General features: G+C 30.0%; 25 protein-coding genes. 21 read left to right on the top strand and 4 right to left on the bottom strand.

All coding sequences use genetic code 11. The features are described from left to right. Nucleotides 1-775 precede the first annotated feature (775 nt). From IR213_RS11715 to IR213_RS11670, 10 genes are all read left to right on the top strand, one after another. On the top strand, nucleotides 776-1,285 hold the full coding sequence (locus IR213_RS11715) for a hypothetical protein (RefSeq protein WP_194312496.1): 510 nt from the start codon (nucleotides 776-778) through the stop codon (nucleotides 1,283-1,285). After that, on the top strand, nucleotides 1,272-1,451 hold the full coding sequence (locus tag IR213_RS11710) for a hypothetical protein (RefSeq protein ID WP_194312495.1): 180 nt from the start codon (nucleotides 1,272-1,274) through the stop codon (nucleotides 1,449-1,451). Before IR213_RS11715 ends, IR213_RS11710 begins: the two co-directional genes overlap by 14 nt. 112 nt (nucleotides 1,452-1,563) lie before the next feature. Beyond that, nucleotides 1,564-2,286: a hypothetical protein gene (locus tag IR213_RS11705; RefSeq protein WP_194312494.1), complete on the top strand. Its 723-nt coding sequence runs from the start codon at nucleotides 1,564-1,566 to the stop codon at nucleotides 2,284-2,286. Then, nucleotides 2,286-2,714 (top strand): hypothetical protein, encoded by a 429-nt coding sequence (locus IR213_RS11700; protein WP_194312493.1) that lies wholly within the window; start codon nucleotides 2,286-2,288, stop codon nucleotides 2,712-2,714. The genes IR213_RS11705 and IR213_RS11700 overlap by 1 nt, the downstream gene beginning before the upstream one ends. A 120-nt stretch (nucleotides 2,715-2,834) precedes the next feature. Beyond that, nucleotides 2,835-3,218 carry a hypothetical protein gene (locus IR213_RS11695; RefSeq protein WP_194312492.1) on the top strand — a complete coding sequence of 128 codons (384 nt, stop codon included), beginning with the start codon at nucleotides 2,835-2,837 and terminating at the stop codon, nucleotides 3,216-3,218. Nucleotides 3,219-3,342: 124 nt separating this feature from the next. Beyond that, a complete protein-coding gene (locus IR213_RS11690; RefSeq protein WP_194312491.1) occupies nucleotides 3,343-3,489 on the top strand; it encodes a hypothetical protein in 147 nt (48 codons plus the stop codon). After that, nucleotides 3,482-4,003 carry a structural protein gene (locus IR213_RS11685; protein WP_194312490.1) on the top strand — a complete coding sequence of 174 codons (522 nt, stop codon included), beginning with the start codon at nucleotides 3,482-3,484 and terminating at the stop codon, nucleotides 4,001-4,003. The genes IR213_RS11690 and IR213_RS11685 overlap by 8 nt, the downstream gene beginning before the upstream one ends. 164 nt (nucleotides 4,004-4,167) lie before the next feature. Next, nucleotides 4,168-4,674, top strand: a complete 507-nt coding sequence (locus IR213_RS11680) for a hypothetical protein (RefSeq protein ID WP_194312489.1) — start codon at nucleotides 4,168-4,170, stop codon at nucleotides 4,672-4,674. Nucleotides 4,675-4,680: 6 nt separating this feature from the next. Continuing rightward, entirely contained in the window at nucleotides 4,681-5,583 is a 903-nt protein-coding gene (locus tag IR213_RS11675) for a hypothetical protein (RefSeq protein ID WP_194312488.1), read from the top strand. A gap of 389 nt (nucleotides 5,584-5,972) precedes the next feature. Then, a complete protein-coding gene (locus IR213_RS11670; protein ID WP_194312487.1) occupies nucleotides 5,973-6,377 on the top strand; it encodes a hypothetical protein in 405 nt (134 codons plus the stop codon). A gap of 190 nt (nucleotides 6,378-6,567) precedes the next feature. Here IR213_RS11670 and IR213_RS11665 read toward each other — a convergent pair whose 3' ends face one another. The 3 genes from IR213_RS11665 to IR213_RS11655 all read right to left on the bottom strand — a co-directional run bounded on the left by IR213_RS11665 (nucleotide 6,568) and on the right by IR213_RS11655 (nucleotide 10,170). Continuing rightward, nucleotides 6,568-7,917, bottom strand: a complete 1,350-nt coding sequence (locus IR213_RS11665) for a DEAD/DEAH box helicase (RefSeq protein WP_194312486.1) — start codon at nucleotides 7,915-7,917, stop codon at nucleotides 6,568-6,570. A gap of 81 nt (nucleotides 7,918-7,998) precedes the next feature. Then, a complete protein-coding gene (locus IR213_RS11660; protein ID WP_194312485.1) occupies nucleotides 7,999-9,531 on the bottom strand; it encodes a DEAD/DEAH box helicase in 1,533 nt (510 codons plus the stop codon). Nucleotides 9,532-9,639: 108 nt separating this feature from the next. Next, complete coding sequence (locus IR213_RS11655; RefSeq protein WP_194312484.1) at nucleotides 9,640-10,170, bottom strand: DUF6155 family protein; 531 nt, start codon at nucleotides 10,168-10,170, stop codon at nucleotides 9,640-9,642. Between the two features lie 107 nt (nucleotides 10,171-10,277). Here IR213_RS11655 and IR213_RS11650 point away from each other — a divergent pair, with 107 nt between their 5' ends. Together IR213_RS11650 and IR213_RS11645 are read left to right on the top strand one after the other, a co-directional pair. Continuing rightward, nucleotides 10,278-10,562 carry a DUF3817 domain-containing protein gene (locus IR213_RS11650; RefSeq protein WP_194312483.1) on the top strand — a complete coding sequence of 95 codons (285 nt, stop codon included), beginning with the start codon at nucleotides 10,278-10,280 and terminating at the stop codon, nucleotides 10,560-10,562. Further along, entirely contained in the window at nucleotides 10,555-11,811 is a 1,257-nt protein-coding gene (locus IR213_RS11645; RefSeq protein ID WP_194312482.1) for a mechanosensitive ion channel family protein, read from the top strand. The genes IR213_RS11650 and IR213_RS11645 overlap by 8 nt, the downstream gene beginning before the upstream one ends. A 4-nt stretch (nucleotides 11,812-11,815) precedes the next feature. Here IR213_RS11645 and IR213_RS11640 read toward each other — a convergent pair whose 3' ends face one another. After that, nucleotides 11,816-12,205, bottom strand: a complete 390-nt coding sequence (locus tag IR213_RS11640) for an acyl-CoA thioesterase (RefSeq protein ID WP_194312481.1) — start codon at nucleotides 12,203-12,205, stop codon at nucleotides 11,816-11,818. Between the two features lie 69 nt (nucleotides 12,206-12,274). On the opposite strand from IR213_RS11640, the gene IR213_RS11635 reads away from it, so the two are divergent. From IR213_RS11635 to IR213_RS11595, 9 genes are all read left to right on the top strand, one after another. Then, nucleotides 12,275-12,661 (top strand): glyoxalase, encoded by a 387-nt coding sequence (locus IR213_RS11635; RefSeq protein ID WP_194312480.1) that lies wholly within the window; start codon nucleotides 12,275-12,277, stop codon nucleotides 12,659-12,661. Nucleotides 12,662-12,770: 109 nt separating this feature from the next. Then, nucleotides 12,771-13,484 carry an esterase family protein gene (locus IR213_RS11630; protein WP_194312479.1) on the top strand — a complete coding sequence of 238 codons (714 nt, stop codon included), beginning with the start codon at nucleotides 12,771-12,773 and terminating at the stop codon, nucleotides 13,482-13,484. Between the two features lie 74 nt (nucleotides 13,485-13,558). Then, nucleotides 13,559-14,509 (top strand): ATP-grasp domain-containing protein, encoded by a 951-nt coding sequence (locus IR213_RS11625; RefSeq protein ID WP_194312478.1) that lies wholly within the window; start codon nucleotides 13,559-13,561, stop codon nucleotides 14,507-14,509. Nucleotides 14,510-14,523: 14 nt separating this feature from the next. Beyond that, a complete protein-coding gene (locus IR213_RS11620) occupies nucleotides 14,524-15,630 on the top strand; it encodes a carboxylate-amine ligase (RefSeq protein ID WP_194312477.1) in 1,107 nt (368 codons plus the stop codon). 96 nt (nucleotides 15,631-15,726) lie between these two features. Next, nucleotides 15,727-16,557 carry a type 1 glutamine amidotransferase gene (locus IR213_RS11615; RefSeq protein ID WP_194312476.1) on the top strand — a complete coding sequence of 277 codons (831 nt, stop codon included), beginning with the start codon at nucleotides 15,727-15,729 and terminating at the stop codon, nucleotides 16,555-16,557. 15 nt (nucleotides 16,558-16,572) lie between these two features. After that, nucleotides 16,573-17,763 (top strand): ATP-grasp domain-containing protein, encoded by a 1,191-nt coding sequence (locus IR213_RS11610; RefSeq protein ID WP_194312475.1) that lies wholly within the window; start codon nucleotides 16,573-16,575, stop codon nucleotides 17,761-17,763. A gap of 86 nt (nucleotides 17,764-17,849) precedes the next feature. Continuing rightward, nucleotides 17,850-20,072: a DNA cytosine methyltransferase gene (locus IR213_RS11605; protein ID WP_194312474.1), complete on the top strand. Its 2,223-nt coding sequence runs from the start codon at nucleotides 17,850-17,852 to the stop codon at nucleotides 20,070-20,072. 2 nt (nucleotides 20,073-20,074) lie between these two features. Beyond that, complete coding sequence (locus IR213_RS11600; protein WP_194312473.1) at nucleotides 20,075-20,704, top strand: hypothetical protein; 630 nt, start codon at nucleotides 20,075-20,077, stop codon at nucleotides 20,702-20,704. Beyond that, nucleotides 20,701-22,227 (top strand): DUF262 domain-containing protein, encoded by a 1,527-nt coding sequence (locus tag IR213_RS11595; RefSeq protein ID WP_194312472.1) that lies wholly within the window; start codon nucleotides 20,701-20,703, stop codon nucleotides 22,225-22,227. Before IR213_RS11600 ends, IR213_RS11595 begins: the two co-directional genes overlap by 4 nt. Nucleotides 22,228-22,242 lie beyond the last annotated feature (15 nt).

Raw genomic sequence — 22,242 nt, 5'->3', positions numbered from 1 at the left:
TTTATTATATTTGACATGGATATTGTTTGTTTTGCGACTTCAAGATACTGAATTTCAGTGTCTTGAGCAATATCTAATTAATATTTTTTACTTCAAATAATTACACCCAACGGGTTATTTAATTATTAATTTACATGGAATTCCTTTTGGAGATTTTCCAGAAAATTCTAAATTTAAATTACAGCATTATGATTATGGTACTAAAATTTTTATCAATCGTTCTGACTTATTTTTTAATAATGAAAAAATTGGTACATTACAGTCTTCCCCTCGTTCTGCTATTCTTGATTCCAATTTTGCACAGTTACAATTTGAAAACCATTTATTTTATACTCTCTCCCTTTCTGACTTAAAAAATCTTATATCTGATTTTTGTGAACAAACTAATTATATTTTCAAAGCTATTAACAGGCTTGACATTTGTTTAGATAAAAATGACAACAACCATAATTATAGAAATATTTATGATAACATTATAAATGGTTCGTTTCTTATTTCAGGTCGTCCTAAAAATTTACAATCTTATTTTGAAACATTTAAGGGAAAGTCTATTCTGAATGGTTTCCAAATTGGCAAGCGTACAAGTGATAAAATTATTCGTGTTTATAATAAATCTCTTTCTTTACAACTTACTGAAAAGCCATATATTAATGATTTCTTTCAGAATAATGGTATTAAAAATGATAACATTTGGCGTTTTGAATATCAGTTAAATTCTGCTTTTTTTAGGCATTTAAAGGAAATTTCTAAAACCTCTGAGCAAGTTGAGCAAGATATGACTTGGGGTATTTTTAATATTTCTACTCTTTTTGAATTACTTAAGATTGCGACTAAAGGTTTTTTTGAACTTCACGAAAATACTGGTAAAAGCCAAATTAATAAAGAAAATAAAATCCATTTATTTGATTTTGATATGATGAGAATTGCAGTTACTCAACAAACTACGGTTATTAAGAAACTAAAAAAAGGTTTTATTTCATCAATTACAATTAAAAAGCGTTTGGCTAAATCTTTGTTTCGAGAGTATTATGCAAATGAGCAAGATATTAGTTATATAGTTGCTTTAAATCTTCTTTTAGAGGATAATGATTATACAACCGATAAAAAATTAAAGGTATGGTTTTTAAATAAAATGAATTTCTATCTACACGAATTTAGAAATAAAGAAAAAATTAAGAAATATTTTTATCTTGAACTTTTTCAAGAACATTGTAATTTTTTTATGGATACAATTTTTACTAAATACGTTCCAATTCTTCAATCTTATGATTATGACATCAATTAAAAAACCTAATTTGAGCCAAATTGTTAATAAAAAACAATTGGGAATTTTATTAGAGGTTAGTTACCCTACCGCTTTAAAGTACTATCAAACCATTTTAGATAGCCTTGAATTGAAAAGAAAGTATTTAACTGTTAATGACCTTATAACTTATGGAATATTGCCTTAGAATGTAAAATAATGTAAAATTTTCTAAACATTTGTAAATTTATATAAATGCCTATTTTCATTTATAACAAACCTTTGTACTCGAATTTATTATTAATTAAAAAATACAAAAAATGAAAATTGTTTCTTTAACTGGTGTTTTAAAATCTCAAGAGTTAACCGTTACTAAATCCATTGGTTCGCTTATTCTTTGCTTTGATGATGTTCTTGCGAATTTATTAAATGAAAAAATTTCAGTTTATATTGAGCGCGCGAATGGTTCTAACGTTATTCTCGCTAATAAAGTCAATTTTAAGGATTTCATTTTGGCTAGTACTTATGGTTCTGAAGCTGTACAATCAAATCAAGATTTCAAAACTATTGCTCTTTGTGAATTATCTTTTGAAGGTTCTATTTTTCTAGCGGAAAAGGAGTCTATTAAAATCCAATTAGATGATTTACGTTCTGCTCGTACTTATGAAGTTTTTGGCGTTGAACATCCTGTACCTTCAAATGACCTTTATCATTTTGAGCAAAAAAGTATAGCTTCCGAGGAAGTTAACAAAAAAGTAGATGTTCGAGGTTTTGATTTAGCTATTATTACAATGGATGATTCAGTATCTGATATTTCATATTATTTTGAAAACGGTCAGGTTATTAAATTTTTGCCTTTTGAGCTTCGTGCTTTAAGTGTTGATGTTGACCCTATTCAGTATATCAAAAACGATGGTACTGTTGACCAAATTTTAGAAGGTCGTTTGGCTTTGCCTTTAGTTCATGTTGATTTTATTGAAATTAATAAATCTCAGGGAGCTGTCGTAAACTTTGTTGTTAGAACAATTAAAAATGTAGAGTAATGAGTATTTTTAAAACATTAGGTACTAAAATTAAAAGAGTTGTTAGTATTAAAAATATTATCAATGCTGGTTCAGGTCAATTTACTGCTATTGCTAAAGATGCTCAAAGGGTTTTAACTTCTGTTGACCCTAAAAAAAAGACTTCTGAAACTGTTTTTAAGGATTTTGACATTCCATCTCCTGTTAATGATTATTTAACTGTTGTTGGTGCTAAACAAAACGAACGTTTGACTAGTTCTTTAGCCAATTCTAAAATTGTCCAAGATAATGTTTCTAAGGTAAATGGTTTTTTCTCTTCTGTTTGGCTTAAGGCTAATTGGATTAAGTATAAAACTTGGATTATAGTTTTTGTTGTTGCTGTTCTTGGTTTTATTGGGTGGAAAATGTATTCAAAAAAATCAATATCTAGAGGGCGTGCAAGACGTTAAAGACAAGAAACCAAACTATCAAAAATGGATTTACTTTATTGTTTTTTTGGTTGATAGTTTGGTTATAATTTTAAAAAAAATAACAGATTTATTTATTAATATCAAAAATTTATTTCACTAATGGCATATTCAAATAATAATAAAAACAGTTATGGAAATAATCAAAAACCAACTGTTAAACATTCAGGTGCAAAAACAAAACGTTATTTTCCTGTTTCTGGTCCTAATAAAGGTGTTGAACAAACTTTAACCAGTGGCTGGAGGTTAGCAAATAGAGAGTTAATTTCTATTCGTTGTGTTACAACTTCAAAAAGTATATTATCTGATAAAGGATGGTTAGGTTCTATTGCTTGTACTTTAACAAATACCAAAACAGGTGTTTCGGCTTTTCATTGGGGCACTATGCATCACGCTACTGGTAAAGTTGTTATTGATAAATTGGCTATGGTTGTTAATCCTAAAGCTAAAAATGGCGGTTATGCTGGTACTTACATAAATAATTAATTCTTAGAAATTATGTTAAAATTTGTGTTAAAATTTCTGCCTTTAATTGTTCACGAATTGGCTGATATGTTATTTGACCATTTAGCAGAAAAGCAAAAAGAAAGACAATCTAAAATCTATAAAAATGAATAAATTAAAAGGTATTATAAGTTTAATTGGTGTTATTGTTAAATATTCAGCTGTTGTTATGGCTATTATTAAGGGTATTGAGGTTATTTATGAAGAGCTTGGAAAAATTGATTTTAACGAAAAATCCAAACTAGATGAGTAATTTATCTCGTGGGATTCGCAATAATAATCCCGGAAATCTTATTTCTACAAATATTCAATGGCTTGGTAAAATTCCATTGTCTAAAAATACAGATGGTAAATTTGAACAATTTGAAACTATTGAACTTGGTATTAGGGCAATGTTCAAAGATTTGATTAATGACATTAATAAAGGCAAAAATACGGTTAGAAAATTAATTACTGAGTATGCTCCACCTAATGAAAATAATACAGGTAAGTATATTAAAGATGTATGTAGCTCTATTGGTGTTACACCTGACCAAATTATTACATCTGTAAATTACTCTTTTTTGTTAATGCTTGGAAAAGCTATAATTAAAAAAGAAAATGGTTCGGATGCTTCTTTAGTTTCTGATAAGCAAATAATTAAAGGTATTAAGTTGCTGGGTGATGTTTCTACCTCATTATTAAAAGTTAGTACTGTCAAGAATAATCTTGCTTTTTTAATTCCTATTTTTTTGCTTTTTTATACGGTGTTTACGATTTCACTTTAAAAAAATCTAGTAAACAAAAATTTCGTTAAATTATTAATTCAAATAAATTATATTATGTTAGATTCTCTTAAAAAATATTATATGGAACATACTTTGTATGTTAATATTGCTTTAGTTGCTGTAGCTGTTTATGCTGCTTGGAAACTTTTTAAAAAGAAATAATTTTGCAACCTAGAAAAATTAGTGCTAGAAACTCCGATAGTTCGGGGTTTTTGGCTGTTTTGGAGCGTTATTGGTATGTTATTTTGGGTTTAATTTTTGTTACTCCTGTTATTTTAAGATACCTTAAAGATTCTCAGGTAGCTAATGAAGTTAATGATACTCAAGAACAAATAAAATTAAATGTTTCCAAAAATCTTGACCCTATTCAACAACAAGTCGAATTAAATAAGATTACAACCTCCCCTTTTTATCAGAATATGGCTCGTAATGTTGCAGCTAATTTAGGCATTTTGTATCAAGTTCGTGGTGGCTTTTTATCTTGGCTTAATCCTCGTACTTGGACGGAGAACGACCAACTGGTTTATAATGATTTAAGACAATTAAAAAATTCGGGTCAGGTTAAAACTGTTTCAAATTGTTATTTTTTCCTTACTGGTAAAAATTTAATGGAAGACATAACTAGACTTTTAGATAATGATTTACTTATTAAATTACCTCTATTTAAATAAATTTATATGAATAATCCCGCTCAAAATAATTACATTCAGTATCTTACAAATAAAGATATTATTAAAACTAAAGAAGTTGTTTTTTTTAATAATGGTGTTAATACAACTTTTACGGTTAGTGGAATAAATGAAGACTTTTTTATATTGTCAGTTTTTCAAAATAATTTACGTGTTTTAGGTGTTGGCTTTGATGATATTGAGAATAATGATATGTTAGGTTTTTTAAATTCTGATATTTTAGATATTTCTCTTATTCCTAGGAATTCTTTTTTGTCCTCTCAGACTGTTGTAACAATGTCTTATAATAATAAATATGTTGAAACTCAAAAACTGGGTGAACCTTTTTTTGATTTTAATTTATTGTTTTCAAAGTTGGAAGAAATTAGACTTTCTCTAGTTCCTTCTTCTTCTTTAGCGTATAAAGTATATACTGCTTTAATTACGCAGAATACAGTTTATGTTACAAGTAACGTTTTATGGGTTGGTCGGGAATACAGAATTTTAAATTTGTTTGAAAATGATGATTTTTCCAATTGTGGATTTGTTGATACTTATAATAATTTTATTGCAACAGATACTACTCCTTATGTTTGGTCTAATGGTACATTGGTAATTGATGTTGAATTTTCTGCTCCATCTGCAATAGTTTTAGAGAATACTATTGGCGGTTCTTTTAGTTGGTCTTATTTTTCTAATGGATTTTATGTTTGTACTTTAAGTAATTCCTCTGTTTTAGTTGAAGGTAAAACTTTTACTTTGATAGGTGGTAATTATGGTATTGCACCCGCTTTTATAAGGTCTCTTAGGAATTCAGATTCGGAAGTTGGTATTTTTGTGAATGATAATTTGAGTGGCGGATATGATAACATTTTGAATAATACTTCTTTAGAGATAAGAGTTTATAATTAGTAATTAAATGGCAAATAATACCCCGACCCCTTATAGGTGTGATGTTTTTCATAAAGACAAATCTAGATTTCCTTTAAAGTATGCCTTTATAAAATCTATTTATTATTTACATAAATTATTACAAAAAGAAGATTTTGATTATCATTATATAAATATTTATAATAGAAAAACTGGAATTTATCTTTCTAGACAATATTTTGACAAGTTTATTATAGATAAACCGCCTTATTAACGGCGGTTTTCTTTTTTACATACTTTTGAAATCGAAACTAATTTTTAAATTGTTTTTTATTAATTCTCTGTAGGAATTATTTATTAGCTCGAGTTAAATTTTGGCACTATCTTTGAAAACCAATATATCATTATTAACTTACTAAATTTTTAAAACTATGAAAAAAATTATTTTTGCTTTTTTGTTTGTAACCTCTTTAAATGCTCAAACTACTGATATTGAATACAATTATTTGACTAAAGGTTATTCTGAAACTATTTCTAAAGGTCTTGACTTAAAGCAGGGTTATGAATTACAAGATTTATATCTACATTCTGATTCTTTATATGATTTTGATTTTAAACTTTTTGTAAATCAAAAGACTAAAAAAACTCAAGGTGTTTTAGTTACTGCAGTTTCTAAATTATGGGGTAATAAATATTTTTTATGTATTCCTGTTGATAATCCAGTTTTGCATCAACGTTATTATGATTTTTTGCAAACTTGGGATAAAGATATTTTAAAAGGTTATTCTACTGCTTTGACTGAAATTCTGCAGCTGTCTTTATCAACTCAAAACTAATAAATGAACCCCAATAAAATGGGGTTTTTTTATTTCCTAATTTGAACTGTTAAATTGTTCATTATTTTGTTAACAACTATTTCGACATACTATTTTATTTAATATAAATTATAGTTCAAATAATAGTATTTAGACATTTAAGTATCAAATTATCAAAAATAGAAATCAATTATATGAATAAAATAAATCCTTAATTTGATCTCTTCTTATGATTTGTTGAATTTTCACTTTTAGAAAACAAATCGTTTTTATTTTGCAACAAATAATTAGCCAAAAGTTTTTCTACTAATTCATCCTTGGTTAAATGATGAAAAACAGTTTTTACTTTAGCTTTTAAATCCAATGAAACTTCGTGATTGGGTTTAGTTTTAAAGATTTGCTTTGCCCACAATAAAGTATTGTTTTCTTCAATATTTTCAAGTGTTGGTTTTTGGAACTTGGAAAATTTTATTCCCAATTCTCTTTCGAAATCCGCAATTTCAGTAACTTCTTCCTGTTGCAAAACAGTTAATGAAAATCCTTTGGCTCCAGCTCTGGCAGTTCTTCCGCTGCGGTGAACATAAACTTCATAAACATCCGGCAAATGATAATTAACTACATAAGAAATTTCCTTTACATCAATTCCTCTTGCTGCCAAATCGGTTGCAACCAATATATTGATATGACCTTCGCGAAATTGTTCCATAATTCGATCCCGGATGCCTTGTGATAAACTTCCGTGTAACGCTCCTGAAGAAAATCTGTTGATGGCTAAATTTTTTGCCAATTTATTAACAGCGGCTTTGGTTTTACAAAAAATAATACCGCGTTCTCCTTCTTTTGAAGTTAGAAAATGCATCAAAATATCCAGCTTTTCAATTGGATTTACAACAATATATTGATGATCAATTCCTTGATTTCCTATTGTTTGCATATCAGCACTAATTTGAACTACATTTTTATTCAAATAGTTCTGAATAAGTTGTTTTATTGTTCCAGGTATAGTCGCCGAAAACAAATAAGTTTTATGATTTTTGGGTAATTCAGCAATGATTTCGTCTAAGCCTTCTTTCAGAATCGTAACCATTTCGTCTGCTTCATCAAGAACAAGAAATTTGGTTTCTTTTAGGTTTATGGCTTTACGTTGGATTAAATCTATTAATCTTCCAGGTGTTGCAACAATAATATGCGTCGGATTTGTTAATCGTTCGATTTGAGGTTTTATTGGAATTCCTCCGCAAGTTGCTGCAATAGAAATTTCTGGAAGGTATTTTGCAAAAGTTTCTAAATTACTAAAAATCTGATGTCCTAATTCACGTGTTGGCACCAAAATAACCGCTTGTATAACAGGAATTTTTGTGTCAATTAATTGTAGCAATGGCAATCCAAAAGCAGCTGTTTTTCCTGTTCCGGTTTTGGCAAGCCCAACAATATCAGTAGTCTTTGATAACAGTAACGGAATTGTTTTTTGCTGAATTTCTGTTGGTAAAACAATTTTTAAATCATAAAGTGCTTTTATAATTGATTCTTGGATTCCTAAATCGGCGAATTGTTTTGACATTTTTTAGATTTAATAATTTATAAATTGGTATGATAGCGGAACACGAGTAAAGCGAACTGACGTATATATTGCTACTGAAAATTAATCTGCTTCGTTCATAATTTTTTCGCGATACTTTTTCCCTATCAATAAAGTAAGTTTCAGTTTATAGTCCTCAACTAACCATTCACGGTAATTTTTGCTGCATTGACTCAAACATTTGGCATAACGTTTTAAACGACATTCGATATCTGGTTCTAACTCTTTGCATAATGCTTTTGCATCCCTTAATTCTTCGGAATTGTCGACGCACATAGCGGCATGTTGATCTAAAGATTTGTCTAAAACAATTTTGGAGCGCAGATTTTGTGCAATGGCAAGTTTGTGTTCTTCATCTACATCAAAAGTAACAATTTTCGTTTTGCTGAATTTAGCGCGCAATTCCGGTGGCATTGTGTATTTGAAATACAATTCAATTTCAGTATCGTCACGCAAGTTTTCCAGATAGAATTCAGGTGATTTAAAGATATGTTGCCAGTTTACTGACTCACTCCACAACCCAAAACGTGCGGCATTATTTCCTAAATCGATCACATTGAAGGTGTCTTTATTGGGCAATTTTCTAGAACCGCGACCAATCATTTGAAAGTATAAAGTCAATGATTTCGTGGCTCTGTTTAATATAATGGTTTCAACTGTAGGTTCGTCAAAACCTGTAGTAAGAATCCCAACCGATGTTAATATAGCGTCTGGAGTTTTCTTGAACCATTGCAAAATATCTTTCCGTTCTTCGGTGCTGCTGGTGTTGTCAAGATGACGAATGACGTATCCGGCTTCTCTAAAAGTTTCGTATACATATAATGACGTATTGATTCCGTTATTGAAAATTAAGGTTTTCTTTCCTAGTGATTTCTCTGTGTATGCGTGCAATAATTTTTCCTGCATCGCCATATTTGTATATAAATCATCGGATGATTTTACGGTGTAATCACCATTTATTCCTACTTTTAACGAAGTCAATCCTACATCATAACTATAGGTAACGGCTTTCGCCAAAAAGCCTTTATCAATTAACGAACTAATATTGTCTCCAACAATCAATTCATCATAATTTTCGTGCATTGGCAACTTAATATTTGAACTCAAAGGTGTTGCGGTAACTCCCAGAATAAAGGCATTTTTGAAAGAACTCAAAAGTTTTCGAAATGAATTGTAATGTGCTTCATCAATAATCACCAAACCAATATTATCAAGATGCAATTTTTCATCATTGATTCTATTTTTCAAAGTTTCGACCATTGCCACAAAACAGGAATAATCGTTTTGATCCAAAAGCTCTTTGACTTTGCTGTTGATAATTTTATTTTTTACATCAAATCCTTTCAGCATTTTTGAAGTTTGCTTACACAATTCAATTCGATGGGTCAAAACGACTACTTTTTTATTGTGCTTTGACAAATATTGCCGAACAATTTCTGAAAAAACCACAGTTTTACCCCCGCCGGTAGGCAATTGGTATAACAAATGATGATTAGCGGGTGCATTTTCTAATCGCTCAAAAATGGTTTCTATATCTCCTTTTTGATACGAATAAAGCTCTTTTTTATTTTCTGTTTCTAAAGTGTTTTGAGACATTGTTTTTTATTGGATTTTTGCAAAAATACACCTAAAAAAGAGTTATTCCACTAAATTAAACCTTAAAAAAAGAAGAGTGATTAAATAAAAACGATTATGGACTTTTTTCTAATATTCTAAACGTTCAATAATGGCATCAAATTCCTGTTTATTATACCAGTTTTGGCGCATTGTTTCATCATTTATAGCAATGATTCTGGGTTTGAACTCATTTAGAATTCCATTAGCAATCATAAAAATTATAGCTTGTTCAAAAGAATTAAACATACTTTTAAAAAATAATTCCTGCTTCACTACTCTATCAGCCGAAAAAGTTTGGGCAATTTCAATGGAATAAAGCATAACATCTCCAATTATAAAAGCATCAACTCCCAAAAGGATAAAGTGCTTGATGAATTTTTGGGAAACGGAACGACGCATCTTGGGCTTTCTTGCTTTTTTTGCGGAAGTTCTTGGCGGAAAATATTCATTCGAAATTTTAAGTTTGCATTCCTGCAACAAGGTTTCCTCTTTTGGATTAAAAACAAAATCATAATAGATTTTTACAGCACTGAATTTTTCATACAACTCAATAATTTGTTCTTCGAGTTGGGTTTTATTGAGTTCCGAAAGGTATTTTTTTAAATCGCGTTTGCTCATTATCTCAGTTTATTGTTGCAAAAGTAAATTAGTTTAGGATTGAATACTTTAAAAATCAAGGATAATACCTAATTTTGCCAGAAGAAATTTTTAAACATCATTATTTAATGCTCAAATCGTTCAAAATTATAGCAATCCTGGAAGGAATATCCTATTTGGTTTTATTTGCCAATATGCTTTTAATAAAGCCTTCAAATATAGAACTTTATAAAAGTTTGTTGTATCCCATAGGAATGACTCACGGAATACTATTTATAGGATATGTTTTGTTGGCGGGTTTACTTAAAAATTCCCAAGAATGGAATTTGAAAACATCGTCAATTATATTAATTGCATCACTTTTGCCTTTTGCAACTTTTTACGTTGAAAAAAAATATTTAAGAAATGCATAATTTACTCGAAAAAATCTTTGGTTGGTGCTATCCCTTATTTAGAAAATTAGGATTTGAATACACGATTGCATCTTACCTAAGTTTGCTTATAAATATTGCCATAATGTGCGTTTTGGCCTATGTGATTTTTATAGTATTTCGATTTGTTTTGGATAAAAGTGTTCGGTCAATAGTAAAAAGGACAAAAAACACATTTGATGATTTTATAATAGAAAAGATAAGGGGTCAATATTTATTTTATTTATTTCCATTATTATTTGTTTATAAATCCGTTCCAATACTCTTAGAAAAATACGATTATTGGGAGTTCTTTTTTGGAAAAACCGTTGGTATTTTTATTATCGTCCTGATAATAATGATTATACGCACAGCTTTTAATATTTTAAGATATTATTTAAAGCTAATTCCTCGATACAGCGATAAACCTATTGACAGCTTCATTCAGGTCATCAATATTGTTTTGTGGTTGTTTGGAATTACCATAATTATTTCAAGATTATTTGATATAAATGAAAAAGATCTCCTTACTATATTAGGGGCGATTTCGGCATTGATAATCTTAATTTTTAGAGATACCATTTTAGGATTTGTTGCCAGTGTGCAGGTAGCCATAAATGATATGGTTCGAATTGGAGATTGGGTTACAATGGAAAAATTTGGTGTCGACGGTGATGTAATCGAAATCAATCTTGCTACGGTTAAGGTTCGAAATTTTGACAATACCACTACCACAATTCCCACTTATAGTTTGATATCGGATTCCTTTCAAAATTGGCGCGGAATGATTGATTCTGATGGACGACGAATCAAAAGACATATTCTAATAAAAGCCAGTAGCATTCGGTTTTTAAATGAATCAGAATTAGTTGATTTTAAAAAAATTCAGCTTATAAGTGCTTATATAGACACCAGAAAAACAGAAATTGACAAGTACAATACCAATAATAATATTGATAAATCAATTGCTATCAACGGTCGGAATATGACAAATCTGGGTCTATTTCGCAAATATATCACTCAATATCTTCATAATTATCCGGGATTAAATAAGGATTTAATTATGGTTTGTCGCCAATTGCAATCTACATCGTATGGCGTTCCTCTTGAAGTATATGCTTTTTCGAAAGACAAAAAATTTGAAAATTACGAATATATTATGGCAGACATATTTGATCATATAATAGCTTCGGTTCCCTTTTTTGATTTAGAAATTTCTGAAATACCAACAGAAAAAGGAATTCAGAAATAAAACACTAGTCTTCCAAGCGGTCTTTTATATATTCAATTTCTGTTTTACCGTGTGCTTTTGGCTTACCATCAGTACCTAAACTTACCATTGTGATGCTGTCTATAGAAATAATCGTTTCGCGTGTCATCATATTCCGCGCTTCACACTTTAGCGCAATCGAAGTGTTCCCAAATTTTACCACATCAATACCTATTTCGATAATATCACCTTGTTTTGCTGAACTTCTGAAATTAATTTCCGACATATGCTTGGTCACAATTCTGGGGTTTTCCAATTGGATAATGGTGTATAAAGCCAATTCTTCGTCTAACCAAGCCAATAATTTTCCACCAAATAATGTTCCGTTTGGATTTAAATCTTCAGGTTTTACCCATTTTCTAGTATGAAATCGCATATTGTTTTTTTATAAATACGAAATTAAGGTATTCTTATCGCAATTTTTTTTATTTTTAAAGAAAAAAAAATGAATCAAAGAGATGTTTTTTTAAAAGAATTTCGAGGAGAAACAATTGGTACTATAAACACTCAATCATCATCAGATGAACTGTTTCAAAATGAAGTACTTCGTCCAATTTTAAAGTTGCAAAACGATTTGTTGGTAGCTTCCTTTATTAATCACCTAGCGAAAAACAAAATAGATTACAGTGCATTAACAATAGAGAAAAAAATGGCAATGATTGAAAATGCTATTCAAAAAGATATCAAGTTCAGAAATGCTTTGAAGGGAATGATTTTAGGATTATTTACAACTGATGAATATTTGCAATACATAAAAAACGCTGAAAGCCTCAACAAGAGAATGATGAATATGCTTATTGAAAGGTTGAAAAGTCAAGTGCAATTATTTTAATCTAATGCCATTTAATTATTGGTAATATTTTTTTTGATAAACATTGTTTTCTTTAATTATTTATGTTTTTTGCTTAATAAATTTCATTATAATTGTTAAAAATAAATTAATGAAAGAAGAATATTTCAAATGGTACTCCCCAAATCTTAATCGAGATATAGAAATGTTGGTTTTCGGTCATTCTGGATACCCTATAATTTTATTTCCTACTTCTATGGGAAGCTTTCATGAAAACAAAGATATGGGCTTGATTGAATCGGCAAAATGGTTTATAGAACAAGGACTAATCCAAATATTTTGCCCTGCAAGTATCGACAAAGACAGCTTTTACAACAAAGATATACATCCCGTTTACCGGATAGAGAATCATACTTGGTATGACAAAATGATCTGCCACGAAATCGTCGAAAAAGTTAAAAACAATACCCCTTCTGGAAAAGTTGCTGTTGCCGGTTGTAGTTTTGGAGGTTATCATGCTGCCAATTTTGCGTTTCGTCATCCAGGTTATGTGAGTCATGTTTTCTCTATGGGCGGAGCTTTCAACATCAAAAGTTTTATGGATGGTTTTCATAATGACGACGTGTTCTATAACAATCCTGAAGATTATTTATATGGGCTGAATGACCACGAATTATGGAATATGGATATTTGTTTAGGAACCTCTAACTGGGATATTTGCTATAATGCGAATCTTAAGTTAAGCAGAGTTTTAAGCGAACGAAACATTCATCATTGGCTTGATATTCGACAAGATCGAGAACATGATTGGCCAGTTTGGAAAGAAATGTTTCCGCATTATTTGTCAAGAATTAAGTTTTTTTAAAAGTAAAAAGTATAAAGGTTAAAAAATAATAAGATGAAATCGTAGATTCACGAAAACAAAAAAGCAATATAAAAATGAGTAAAAAAATAGGAATATTATTTGGGATGGAAGATACTTTTCCGCAAGCATTTATAGACAGAGTTAACTCAAAAAACGAAAAAGGAATCATTGCCGAAGCCGTTTCTATAGACAAAGTGGTTCAAAATAAAGACGGTGAATATGCAGTAATCATAGACCGAATTTCACAAGATGTTCCGTTTTATAGAGCATACCTAAAAAACGCTGCTTTGACAGGAACGAATGTCATCAACAACCCTTTTTGGTGGAGTGCTGACGATAAATTTTTCAACAATGCTTTGGCAGATACTTTAGGCGTTCCGTTACCCAATACCGTGATTATTCCCTCAGCGGAACATCCAACAGATACAACAGAGAAATCTTTCCGAAACTTAAAATATCCAATGGATTGGGAAGGGATTTTTGATTATATCGGTTTTCCGGCTTATATGAAACCCTATGCCGGTGGCGGTTGGAAAAATGTTTACAGACTAGAAAATAAAGAAGAATTTTGGGAGAAACATCAAGAAACGGGACAATTAGTAATGATGTTACAGGAAGAAATTGTTTTTACAGAATATTTTCGAGTGTATTGTTTGGGTTGCAAAGATGTTCGCATTATGCAATACGAACCCAGAAATCCACATCATTTGCGTTATGTGATTGACGGACAGCCAGTTGATAAAAAATTATTGGCTACTGTAAAAGACTATACTTTAAGACTTTGCAAAGGTTTAGGTTATGATTTTAATACCGTTGAATTTGCCGTTCGTGATGGAATTCCTTATGCGATTGATTTTGGAAATCCAGCACCTGATGCCGAGTTGACTTCCGTTGGAGTAGAAAATTTTGAATGGGTTGTGGAACATGCAGCAAAAATGGCAATCTCAGCTGCCAAAAAGCAGAAACCCGGAAAAATGAATTTAACTTGGGGAACTTTTATTAAAGATGCAGTTTCAGTTAAATAACAACTTTAATCAACATGAAAAAATTACCTGTTTTTACGCTTGGAGTTGAAGAAGAATACCAAATTATTGATCCTGAAACAAGAGATTTACGTTCCCACTTATCCAAAATTGTTGATGGAGCAAAAGTAATTTTAAACGAACAAGTCAAAGCCGAAATGCACCAATCTGTGGTCGAAGTTGGTACCAATATTTGTAAAAACATCCAGGAAGCTGAAGCCGAGATCAAATCTTTGAGAGGGCATATCGTTGATTTAGCTGATAAACAAGGACTAATTGTGGGAGGTGCAGGAACGCATCCTTTTTCGAAATGGCAAGACCAACCCATAACTGACGATCCGCGTTATCACAACATTATCAATGAGTTACAAGATGCTGCACGTTCAAATTTAATTTTCGGAATGCATTGCCACGTTGGAATTGAAAACCGTGAAATTGGTTTGCAATTAATGAATCAAGCCTGTTATTTCTTGCCACATATTTTTGCGCTTTCTACCAACTCCCCTTTTTGGGAAGGAAGGCAAACTGGTTATAAGTCTTTTAGAACCAAAGTTTTTGATAAGTTTCCCAGAACTGGATTGCCTGAATATTTTGATTCCGTTTCTTCCTATGATAATTTTCTGGATACTTTGGTTAAAACCAATTGTATCGATAATCCCAAGAAAATTTGGTGGGATTTGCGGTTGCATCCGTTTTATGACACGATTGAATTTCGAATTTGTGATATGTGTTTAACCGTTAATGAAACGATGTGTATTGTATCCATTATTCAAGCAATAGTGGCAAAATTATATAAATTGTCCTTGAATAATATGAGTTTCAATATCTACAGATTGGCATTGATAAAAGAAAATAAATTCCGTGCCGCACGTTATGGAATTGAAGGTCATATGATTGATTTCGGGCTTCAAAAAGAAGTAGAAACTAAGATGCTCATCGTTGAATTACTTGAATTTGTTGATGATGTAGTTGATGAATTGGGAAGTCGGGAACAAATTAATTACGTTTATGAAATTATGAAAAACGGAACCGGAGCTGATAAACAATTGGCGGTTTTTGAAAATACAAATGATTTGACTAAGGTTGTTGATTTTATTACAAATGAATTTACAAAAGGACTTTGATGAAGTGTTCAGTGATCAGTTTTCAATAATCAGCTTGAAATTGCCTTTTAAAAAAATTATATTTGCACAAAGTTTACAGTTTCCTAAAATAAAATAATGAATAATAATACTATAAAAATAGCGGTTTTAGATATGTATAATGGCGAACCCAATCAGGGAATGCGATGTATTATTGACATTATCAACCGTTTTAATGAAATTGTTACTTTCCAAATTTTTGATGTTCGAAGTAAATCAGAATTACCGGATATCAAAAAATTCGATATTTACATCTCGACTGGCGGCCCTGGAAATCCTTTGATTGGCGATGGAAATTGGGATACGAAATACTATAATTTCATTGACGAATTGACCAAATGGAATACAAAAAACACTGTAAAAAAACACGTTTTGTTTATTTGTCATTCGTTTCAAATGGCCTGTAAACACTTTGGTTTAGCCGAAATTACAAAGCGACACGATACTTCTTTTGGAGTGATGACCATCCATAAAACTAAAGAAGGACTTAAAGATCCACTTTTTGAAGGACTTGGCGATCCATTTTATGCCATAGATTCAAGAGATTATCAGGTGGTACAACCTAAATTGAGTGTTTTTAAGAAAAAAGGCGCTAAAATTATTTCATTAGAAAAAATCAGAGATTATGTTCAATATGAAAGAGCCATTATGGCGGTCCGTTTTTCGGATTATTTTGTTGGAACTCAATTTCATCCAGAAGCGGATCCAATCAGTTTTATTTCCAATTTGAGAAATAAGGAATCCAAAGAAAAAATCAAAAAAATGAAGGGCAATACTAAGTTCCGGAATATGCTTGAAGATTTATTGGACGATGATAAAATATACCGAACCAATGAAACTTTGATTCCAAACTTCCTTCGAATTGCCATCAATGATTTGATGAAAACTAAAAAAATGCTGTCAAATTAACAACTCAAATTCCAGATGATTTCAAAATATCGAGACTTATTCAATTCCCAATTTACTGACAAAAAGTATCAGGAATTTAAGGACGATATTGCTTCCGATTTTAATTACGCACCCACTTTTCGAATTGGAGAAACTCCTTTTTTTATCTCCAATGCGTTAAAAGCGCAAATGCTGGAAGGTTGTGCCGATATTATAAAATTAATTCAACAAAAGGACTTTAAAAAACTTACGGACAAGTCGTTAGAGTTAAATCACAATGTTTCAAACGAAGATGAGCATACCACTTTTTTGGCCATCGATTTTGGAATTTGCAAAGAAAACGGGGGCGTTTTTCCCAAATTAATCGAAGTGCAAGGATTTCCTTCTTTGTACAATTACCAGATTAATTTATATGAAAAATTCAAAAATCATTATCCGTTTCTAAAGGATTTGACGCCGTTTATTAATGACATTACTCCTCAGGAATACCTCGAAATACTTGAAGATGTAATTTGCAACAATCATCCAAAAGAGAACGTTATCCTTTTGGAAATTGAACCCGAAAAGCAAAACACAAAAATCGATTTTTATTATTGCCGAAGAGACCTTGGAATTTCAATAGTTAGTGTTACCGAAATAATAAAAAAAGGTAAGCAACTTTTCTATAAAAATGATGACGGCAAAGAAATCCTTGTGAAACGCATATACAATCGGGTGATTTTTGACGAATTGGATTTGCGAACCGATTTAAAACTGAATTTCCATTTCTCGGACGATCTTGACGTGGAATGGGCTGGACATCCCAACTGGTTTTTCAGAATCAGCAAGTTTATTTTACCCTTTCTGAAAGGCAAGTATTTTATAGAAACTACTTTGCTGAGCGACTTAAAGCAAATTCCAGAAGATTTAGAAAATTATGTATTGAAACCTTTATTTTCGTTCTCAGGTTCGGGAGTAATTTTCCACGTAAAAAAGGAAGACATTGAAGCCGTGGTTGAAAAAGAACTTTATATTCTCCAAAAAAAAGTAAATTATATCCCAATCGTGCAATCTCTCAACGGAAAAGTAAAAGCCGAAGTTCGTGTACTTTGCGTCTGGAAAAAAGAAGATGCCGCTCCTACTCTACTCTGCAACTTGGTTCGATTGAGCCGTGGCGAAATGATTGGCGTAAAATTTAATAAAGATAAGGATTGGGTTGGCGGAACTTTGGGATTGTTTGAGAGGTAGGGAAATTAATAAATAATTTTAGATTTTATTGTTTATTAGGAAAATTTGTCCGTAAATTTGTCCGTATCCGTAAAAACGTCCGTAAAATGATAAATGTAAAATTCTACCTTGATAAAGCAGACAAAAACCATAAATATCCTATTCATCTTGTTTTGCATCAAAAAAATTCAAAAATCAAAGTTGCAACTGGCGAAAAGATTTTGAAAAAGGATTGGGATAACAAAAATCAATTTGTTAAAGATTCTGAATATTCGCATAAATCAATTAATAAATTTTTACATTTTCTTAAGCAAGAAGTTGAAAAATATTTTGAAACAGAATTACACTCCAATTTTACAGATAAAAAAATTAAAGAAAAAATAACTTCTCTAGTTAATAGCAGAAGAGAAAACACTAATATAAATATTGTTTCTGAACCTCCAGCTGAATACGAAACAAAATCTAAAGTTACTTTTGTCGATTTGTTTGCGGGAGCTGGTGGTTTTAGTGAAGGATTTCTTCAAGCTGAATATGGAAATAAATATTATGATTTCAGATTGGCAAGTGATATAAATGAAAATTGTGAATTGACACACTTGGCTAGATATAATTACCAACTTGGTTTAGATGCTGAATTTCTTCGTCAAGATATTACAGAACCTGATTTTTTGGATAATTTCCTAAAAAAAATAGGTCAGAAAGAAGTTGATATTGTTTGTGGCGGACCGCCTTGCCAAAGTTTTAGTTTGGCTGGTAAAAGAAAAAAATTTGACAAAAAAGATGATTTATTTGCGCACTATTTAAAAGTTATCAGACAATTGCGCCCTAAATATTTTGTAATGGAAAATGTCAAAGGAATTTTGACAAAAGAGCAAGGTAAAATTAAAGAAATGATTCTTCAAGAAATTAGATCAATAGTTGATTTAAAAGAGTTTAGTCTACTGATTCATTTTGTTGCTCAACTCAAAAAAACAGAAATTGAAAATTCGTTTATTTTGGAATGTTACAATTTACGTTTGCAATTTGAAAAAGCTACCGACAAAGAATTAGACGCTCTAAAAAACAGCTACATTAATAATTTAGAGAATAAATTCAGACTACTAACTCCAAAAATTGTTGATTACAAGACCAGTAAAACCGATAAGAATATTAGTACAATTCGACATGGCTTCAATCTTTTGAAACGTGTTAAAGAATTAGAATATATTAGAAAAAGAGTTATCAATGAAAAAGCTTTTTCTAATTTAGATAATGATTTTTTTGCAGATGATTTTGATTCTTTTTTAACTTCAATTGAATCTGAAACAATTATTGAAAAAATTCACAATGCTTTTAATAATTTGAAACCAAATGCAGCTTTTGCAGGCGATGTAGAACAAATAATTACTGCTCTTGAAATATTCGATTATTCTTTTGATGAATGTGTCAAAGGTTTAAATTCTTTTGTAGTAAAGTCAAATAAGGAAAATGAATTTGAAATCATTTTATCTAAAATTAGACTTTATAATATTAAACAACCATTTGTAGCTTTAGCATCAAACTATGGAGTACCACAAAATCGTGAAAGAGTTTTATTTATTGGTTGCAGAAAAGACCAAAAACTTATAAATGATATTCCTGCTACGGTAAAACAAAGTGAAAAAGTTAATGTTTTTGAAGCTATTTATGATTTGGATTTTGTTGGAAATGATGATGAAAAATTTAATTATGAAAAAATAGATCTAAAAACAAAATACAATGGTTCTACTGCTAAAATGAAAGCATTAATCCAGAAGAGAAATATTGATGGCAAGCCCAATGAAAATGATGGATTAAGTTATTCTGAATGGTCTAAAAGAGGTCGTCTAAATGGTAGATTTATTAATACAAAAAACCCGTTTTATGTTAGAAATTTCGAAGAGTTGGAAAATCTTGAACATCAAATAACTCCACTTAATAATCACAAAACAAGTAAGCATAGTCATAAAGTTTCTGATAGACTTGAGGTAATTTTGAAAAATGGAAATTATGAAATTGCAAAAAGTGAATTAGCACAAATAGGATTAGACTCTGAAAAAAGAAGCTATAATGTTTTGAAAGCAGATTTACAAAGTCCAACAATAATGACAATAGCTGATGATTTTATACATTATTCAAATCCTAGAGCATTGACAGTTCGTGAAATGGCCAGGATTCAATCATTTGACGATTCTTTTGTATTTCAAGGCAAAAGAAATACTGGAGGAAATGAAAGAAAAAATAATGTACCTCAATGTACTTTGGTGGGCAATGCAGTTCCACCTTTAATGGCGAGGGCTATTGCATTAGAAATTTTAAAAAATATTGAATAGTTATGGATTTAACTACATTTAAAAAATATTGTATAAATTTACCTTTAGATGTTTTACTTCAAAAACATATTATTGATACGGAATCTCATTTCTTTCAAAAAATAGAAAATGAATTAGATGAATTTGATTTTAAAAAAGATATATCAGAAACTCTAAATGTTCATGTAAGAGATATTATAATCGTTGGTTCTGGAAAACTGGGGTTTAGCTTAAAGCCATATATTAGCAAAAGCAAAAAATCTTTTTATAATTTTTACGAATTTGATTTTAAATGGAAACGAAATAATTCCAATAAAAAATCAGATTTAGATATAGCAATAATATCTTCTGAACTTTTCGATAGACAATTTGTAAATCTATATAATGAATCCTCTTTTTACAGGCAAGAATATGTTGAGGAATGGGGCCAGAGACCTGCATTTGCAAAATATTTACTTATGGGTAGATTAGCAACTAGATTTTTGCCTTCAAAATTTAAGCTTTCTGACGACATTAAAGATGTACAGGAAAAATATCAAATTATGTTTGGACGTGAAATAAATATTGAGATATATAAATCTTGGTATTTTTTTGAAACTTATCATACAAATAATTTAAGCAACATAAATCTAAATTTAATTAGTGAATTATGAGTCAAGAAATAAAATTAAAGCAAAGCATTCCTTCCAATACAATAAAAATCATTGAACTGTATAATAAAATTGAAGCTAATTTATTAGATACTTCACCTAATTTTCAGAGAAAATTAGTTTGGAAAAAGCAACATAAATATGCGTTTATTAATACTGTGCTTCTTAATTATCCTTTTCCAGAAATTTATATTGCTAGTTCAGAAATTGATGTAAATAGTTTTCAAGCCAAAGAGATTGTGGTGGACGGACAGCAAAGACTTAATGCAATAGTTGACTATATCAAGGGTATCAATGATTTTTCTAACCAGAATAAAATTAAGGCATTTAATGAACTTTCGGTTTTAGAAAAAAAGGAATTTTTAAATTACCCTGTTTCAATGAAAGATTTAAAAGATCTTCCAGAAAATATTGTTAAAGAAATCTTCAGAAGGATTAATAGTACAGAGTATTCGCTAAATACAAATGAAATTCTTAATGCACAGTTTGGAGATGGAGAATTTGCTATTTTCTGTAAACAATTAGCAGATGCAAAATATGAAGTTTCGGAACGAGAGACCGATGTACTAATTACAGAAGAAAAACGAAAAATATTTAATAGTTTCTTTTTGAATAATAATATTTTTACTGAAAATGATATAAAGAGAATGTTTGATTCTCAATATGTAATGTTAATAACATCGACATTATTTGAAGGTAAATATTTCGGAAGAAGTTTGAGGATAAATGATTATTTAGAAAAATATAACTTTGAATTTAAAAATTATGATCAAATACTTGATGTAATTTTAAATTCAATTGAAATTATATCAAAATTGAAACTTTCGAAAAACAGTTATTGGTTCAACAAACCAAATTTATTTTCATTGATTATTGAATTAACAAAAATTGATACTAGTAAACTAGTTTTCGAAGATTTAGAACGAGCTTTATTTGATTTAGAAAACAAGGTTGATCTATATTTCAATGGAGATGAAGAAGATATGAAATTATTAACTTCCGACGAAACCAAATTTTTTGAAGTATCTAGACAAGGTAGTCACGAATTATCAGCAAGAGAGCATAGAGGAAAAGTAGTAAGTAGTATTTTAAGACAATCAACAATTGAAAATAATGATATCTCAATTAAAGAAGAAAGTATTGAAGAAAAAAATATTAATTATTTAAATCAAAAAAATATTCAATTTTCAAAATTAATTCCAACAGAAACAGGACTAACAAAAGGAATTATGGATGCTATATCTGGGTTAAGAGAGTTTTTAAAAGTTCGAAATTATCATAATTATGAAGACCAGAAATTAGGACCAGACAATAAAGTTAAAAAAATAGCGAAATTCAAAAATTTAACGGACGAAATAGATACAGAAATTTCTCTTTATCGTTCAAATGGAAGAGGAGATTATAGAATCTGGTTTACTTCTTTAAAAGATTTTGCAAATCCTCAAGATGAGTTAGCACTTTATATTGATGAGGGAGTTTTAAAAGTCTTGAATCTATCCAAGTATGATTATACAAATGTCTTTTAACTGGACGCTGCCCTA

Origin of the sequence: Flavobacterium soyangense, from assembly GCF_015277675.1 — a bacterium.
Taxonomy (GTDB): Bacteria; Bacteroidota; Bacteroidia; order Flavobacteriales; family Flavobacteriaceae; genus Flavobacterium; species Flavobacterium soyangense.
Note: the sequence above shows the minus strand (reverse complement) of the source record. Positions and strands in the feature narration are given on the sequence as shown.